The 5,026-nt window shown below is 67.9% G+C and carries 4 protein-coding genes and 2 pseudogenes; 1 reads left to right on the top strand and 5 read right to left on the bottom strand.

Annotation, left to right across the window (positions count from 1 at the left end; translation table 11 throughout):
• The 3 genes from ruvX to KBZ15_RS18355 all read right to left on the bottom strand — a co-directional run.
• Positions 1 to 178, bottom strand: a 178-nt coding sequence (gene ruvX, locus KBZ15_RS18365) for a Holliday junction resolvase RuvX (RefSeq protein WP_255016668.1), incomplete at its 3' end; no start/stop codon positions are given.
• Positions 178 to 1,254: a hypothetical protein gene (locus tag KBZ15_RS18360; protein ID WP_255016667.1), complete on the bottom strand. Its 1,077-nt coding sequence runs from the start codon at positions 1,252 to 1,254 to the stop codon at positions 178 to 180. The genes KBZ15_RS18360 and ruvX, both read right to left, overlap by 1 nt.
• A gap of 57 nt (positions 1,255 to 1,311) precedes the next feature.
• A complete protein-coding gene (locus tag KBZ15_RS18355; RefSeq protein WP_255016666.1) occupies positions 1,312 to 2,496 on the bottom strand; it encodes a F420-0:Gamma-glutamyl ligase in 1,185 nt (394 codons plus the stop codon).
• A 95-nt stretch (positions 2,497 to 2,591) separates the two neighbouring features.
• Here KBZ15_RS18355 and KBZ15_RS18350 point away from each other — a divergent pair, with 95 nt between their 5' ends.
• On the top strand, positions 2,592 to 3,974 hold the full coding sequence (locus KBZ15_RS18350; protein WP_254929922.1) for a PhoH family protein: 1,383 nt from the start codon (positions 2,592 to 2,594) through the stop codon (positions 3,972 to 3,974).
• Between the two features lie 10 nt (positions 3,975 to 3,984).
• On the opposite strand, the pseudogene KBZ15_RS18345 reads toward KBZ15_RS18350, so the two are convergent.
• Together KBZ15_RS18345 and KBZ15_RS18340 are read right to left on the bottom strand one after the other, a co-directional pair.
• Positions 3,985 to 4,705, bottom strand: a pseudogene (locus KBZ15_RS18345) (hypothetical protein).
• Positions 4,698 to 5,026: pseudogene (locus tag KBZ15_RS18340) on the bottom strand (homoserine acetyltransferase); the annotation flags it as partial. The pseudogenes KBZ15_RS18340 and KBZ15_RS18345, both read right to left, overlap by 8 nt.

The following is a 5,026-nucleotide window of genomic DNA, read 5'->3' as shown; positions in this document are numbered from 1 at the left end:
CCTGCCTTTGGCGCACCAGCTCGCCCAGGTGGTCTTGATCGTGGGCGAACCTTCCCCGGGCCAGGGGGGGCAGGGGGGTCACCGTGAGCCCGAGGCGGTCGCAACCTGCCAGGCCGATGCGGCGGCGACCCACGTCTAGGGCCAGCACCGACTGGGGTTGGGGGGCAGGCCTCCCCACTAGGGCGGTGCCAGGGGTGTCGGTGTGGGCAGGGGGCGGCGGCGGGGCTGCCACTGCTCCAGGATTGCTTCGAGGCCCCGGGCGGCCCTTGAGGGCGCCTGCAGCGCCTGGCGTCGCCAGACGCTGCGGGCCATCAGCACCCGCTCACCCCTTTCGCTGGCCCCGAGGCTGGCCAGCCACTGCTGCAGAGCCTGCTGGCGCAGGTCACAGCGCAGCCAGAGTGGGGATTGGCCTCCCAACCTGGCCTGGATCTGGCGCAGCAGCAGCTCACTGGCCGGGCCCACCAGTTGCTCCCAGCCCGGGTGCAAGCTCAGTTCCACGTCGTGGCCGCCGCCGGGATGGTCACCGATCCAGCGCACGGCAGCTACTGCCTGTTCCCGGCTGGCATCGACCAGCATCCAGCCCCTGCCACGGCTTTGATCGAGCAGATCTTCGACGCGCCTATCCAGCAGTTGCCTCAGCCGGGCCGGGCAGGCCGCCTGCTCCAGATGCCAGAGCAAGGTGGCGCTGCGGCGGTTCAGCGGGGTGAGTTGCAGGTCGGCCGGCAGGGCCCAGCTGGAGCTGCTCTGGCCGGGGGGGGTGCTCCAGCACCACAGCCGGTCGGTGCGCAGGGGCTGGAAGCCCTGCTCTCTCAACATGGCCAGCCGGCCGTCATCGAGGGTCGAGGCGGTGGCGATCCAGCTGACCGCTTCCTTGGCCTGCTGTATTGCCTGGCGCACCAGGGTGGCGGCTAGTTCCGCATGGCCGGGGCCGGGGGCAAGCCGCAGGTGCTCGATCTGCCAGCAGCTGCCGCTGCGGTTGAGGCGCCGGGTGACGATCAGGCCAAGGGGGGTTTGGCCGCTCAGGGCCACCAACACCTCGGGTGCCAGGGAAGGCCTGGCCCGCAGGGCGTGCAGGACCCGCTCGGGTAGGCCCAACAGGATCGCCCGCTGTAGCAGGGGCTGCAGCGGCAAAAAGGTAGGGCCATTGAGCAGGGGCAGGTGCCAGCCGGCCAGGGGCTCAAGCCGCCAGCTCTCCGGTTCGGGGCGCTGCGGCAAAGCCGAACTGGCTGTGGGCGGCTGCAGAATCCCGAGCATGGTGGGCGGGCACTGACTCCTTGACTCCCACTCTATCGGCGCTGGCGGGAAGGGGCCTCAGCTTGGCCGCACCAGCACCAGGGGAGTGCGCTCATTGGCATTGCCGGCCGGGTTGGGCCTCAGGGCCCGCTCCAGCAGTGCCTCATCGCAATTCGGGCTGGAGGCGAGCACCTTGACCCGGCCCAGGTCGTTGACATCGACCACCGCCACAGCCACGCCGAGGCAGCGGGCCATGGCGGCGCAGAAGGCGGCGGGCTGCTGCGGGCCCAGCACAATCGTCTGGTCGTAGGGCGGGGTGGTGCCGGTGATGTCATCAATCAGGCGGGCCTGATCTCCAGCCAGGCGGTAAAACCAGCCCTTGCTGCCCACCAGCTTGAGGCCCAGGCCGACAATCCAGGCCCCCAGCACCTGGGCCGGGCCGACCACGTCTATCAGGCTTTGCAGGCCGCAGGCCGTCGCCAGGGAGCTGGTGGGATGGAACACCCGGCAGAGCAGGCGGGCCAACATGCTGGGCGCCAGGTTGGCCGGATGCTGGTAGCGCCCCTGCATTACCGCCAGGGGGGTTTCGCCGATGGTGAGCACGTCTCCGGGCTGAATAAGCCCGCCGGCATAACGGCGCAGCACGGCTTCGGGCTCGTCCAGCACGCCGAGCAGGTGGGTGCCCACCGGCAGTACCCGGCAGCGATCGCCCTCGCGCCAACGGGCTGCCTCAGCCGTTAGCGGGACAGGCTGCTGCAGGGGTACCAAAATGGCATCGCGGCGCTGCAGCCGCCCGAAGGGGCCGTAGTTGATCCAGAGAATCTCCAGCCACAGGGTGTCGAGCAGGGCGGGGTCAAGGGCCTGGCCCCCGGAGCCCCCGAGGCTGATGCGGATGCGGGCCTGGGTGCTCTTGTTCCCCTTGATGATGTAGGCGGCCCAGTAGCCGTCCGGGCGGGAATCCTCATCCGGATGGAGCGCCTCGATCCGACTACTCACCGTGATGCCGCCCAGGTCCCCCCGGCCGAGCAGGGTGGGTCTGAGCTCGATCTCGGGCACCATCACCTCCATCCGCTGGTGGGGGTTGCTGAGGGTGATCGTGCCGCTGACCTCCAGGCCCGCCCCGCCGGCCTCCACCTTGAAAGGCCCCGCCTGCAGTCGCAATGGGGAGGCAGGACGCAGGCGGTGGCGCAGTTCCAGCCAGAGCAGGGTCAGCCCCAGCAGCAGGGCAAGCACCAGCAGGAGTTTCAACGCGAAAAGGGCCATGGGCGTGGGAGCCAAATTGCGACTGGGCAAGAACCGCTGGAGCGTAAGTGCGCAGTTGGCTTTAGCTTCGCGCCATAGCGATCTCCCTGCCCGGCATGCGCAAAACCTTCGTGCTCGACACCAACGTGTTGTTGCACGATCCCGCCGCCTTGACCCGCTTTGAAGACAACCACATCCTGATCCCGATCGAGGTGGTCGAGGAGATCGACCGGTTCAAGCGCGATCCAGCCGAGAAGGGACGCAACGCACGTCAGGTTTCCCGCTTGCTTGATGGGCTGCGCACCCAGGGCAACCTGGCCGATGGGGTGGCCAACGGCGATCAGGGGGGAACCCTCAAGGTGGTTTTCTGCCGCAGCGAAACCCTCAGCCAGCTGCCGCCTGAGCTCAAGGGGGGCAACGGGGATAACAACATCCTGGCGGTGGCCCTTGAGGAGCAGCGTTTGCAGGCGGTGATGGGCAGCCAGCCACCGGTGATCCTGGTCACAAAGGACACCAACCTGCGCATTAAGGCCGATGCTGTTGGCCTGATCGCCCAGGACTACACCAGTGATCGGGTCGACATCGGCGATCTGTACCCCGGCTTCTGCGAGCTGTGGGTGAGTGCCGAGCAGATGGATCAGGTCAAGCATCCGCCTGGGCTGGCGGTGGAGGGCTTGGTGGTCGAGAGCCCACTGCTGGCAAACGAAGGGGTGACCCTGGTCAATCGGCTCCAGCCCGCCCACACCTTGCTTGCTCGCTTCAACGCCAAGACCTCGACCCTTCAGCCCCTGCAACGGGCCCCGAAGGCCAAGCTCGGGCGCATCCAGCCCCGCAACCGGGAACAGACCTTTGCCCTGGACCTGCTGCTCGATCCCGACATCCAGCTAGTCACCCTGGTGGGCAAGGCAGGTACGGGCAAGACCCTGCTGGCCCTGGCGGCAGGCCTGCACCAGGTGGCCGATGAACGGCTCTATGAGCGGCTGCTGGTGACACGCCCGGTGATTTCGCTCGGCAAGGAGATCGGTTTTCTGCCCGGGGATCTCGAGGAGAAGATGGGCCCCTGGATGCAGCCGATCATCGACAACCTCGACTATCTGCTGGGCGGCGCTGGGGAGGAAGAGGGCCGCAGCAGCCGGGGCAGCAGCCACCACCGGGGCACCCGCAGCAACTGGACCGACCTCAAGGGCATGGGGCTGCTGGAGGTGGAGGCAATCAGCTACATCCGCGGCCGCTCAATCCCCCGCCAGTACATGGTTGTGGATGAGGCCCAGAACCTCACCCCCCACGAAGTGAAGACGATTGTGACCCGGGTAGGCGAGGGCACCAAGATCGTGCTCACCGGCGACCCTTACCAGATCGACAATCCCTACGTGGATGCGGAGAGCAACGGCCTCACCTGGCTGGTGGAGCGCTTCAAGGGCCAGTACCTGGCCGGCCACGTCACCCTGTTGCGCGGTGAGCGCAGCGAACTTGCCGAGCTGGCGGCGAACCTGCTCTGAGACCGCATGGCTAATCGTCCAGACCGGTGCGCCGCTGCCAGTGGCTCACTTCGGCACGCTGCTGCTCCCATTGGCGCCGCCGCAACCGTTCGTACGACTGGCAGAACTCCTCCCCCAAACCCTGGCGCAGGGCCGTATCGGCAGCGAATGCAGTGAGGGCCTCACCCAGGTCGGCCGGCAGGCGCTGGCATTGATCCAGGCCGAGGGGCTGGGCGTAGTTGTCGTTGTCGTGGCGGGGGCCCGGGTCAAGCTGACGTTCGATTCCATCGAGACCGGCTGCCAGGATCGCTGCCTGCAAGAGATAGGGGTGGGCCGAGCCGTCGGGCAGGCGCAGCTCGAGACGTTGGTTGTCGGGGATACGCGCCATGTGGGTGCGGTTGTTGCCCGTGTAGCTGATGCCGCCTGGGCTCCAGGTGGCGGCGCAGCAGGCGGCGGGGACATTGCGCCATCGGCTGGCCGTTGAGCAGGAGCTCGGCTGCCACCCAGCCCACCTCCGGCTGCCAGGGCAGGGGGGTGAGACTGGCCGCCGCCGGGATCGCCATTACGTCGCCATCGGCGGGTGAGAGATCCAGCCAGGCCGCAAAGCCGGCGAAGCCGGCCCCATCGCGGGCCATTTCCGCCACAGCCGAAGCCGGCACGAGCTTGGCCCGCTGGATGCCAAACAGGTCGGTGAAGGAGATCAGCAGGAACCGGAAGTTCAGTTCCTGCACCTGCTGGTAGAGGTCAGACATGGGATGGCTGCTGGAGGAGGGTGTCGACGATGCGGCTCAGCTGCCGCTGCTCGGCCGGGTTGCTGTGGGGGTTGCCGGCCCGGTGGCCGAGCTCAGAGTGGACTACGTGCAGTTCCGCGCCGGGGATCGAGTCGGCATCGGCCGCCAGATCGTCGAGGGGGAAGTAGAGGTCGTGGCTACCGGCCACCACGGCGGTGCGGGCGGTGATATGGCGCAGGCTTGCGGCCAGGTCACCCCCCTGGGCCACGTCGTGGGCTAGCCAGGTGTCGAGCATGGCGATTAGATCGCGGGGGTCATGACGCTTGTAGTGGGGCAGCCACT

Origin of the sequence: Cyanobium sp. BA20m-p-22 (genome assembly GCF_024346275.1) — a bacterium.
In the GTDB taxonomy this organism is placed as follows: domain Bacteria; phylum Cyanobacteriota; class Cyanobacteriia; order PCC-6307; family Cyanobiaceae; genus Cyanobium_A.
The sequence above is the reverse complement of the archived record's forward strand: the minus strand, read 5'-3'. Positions and strand labels throughout refer to the sequence as shown.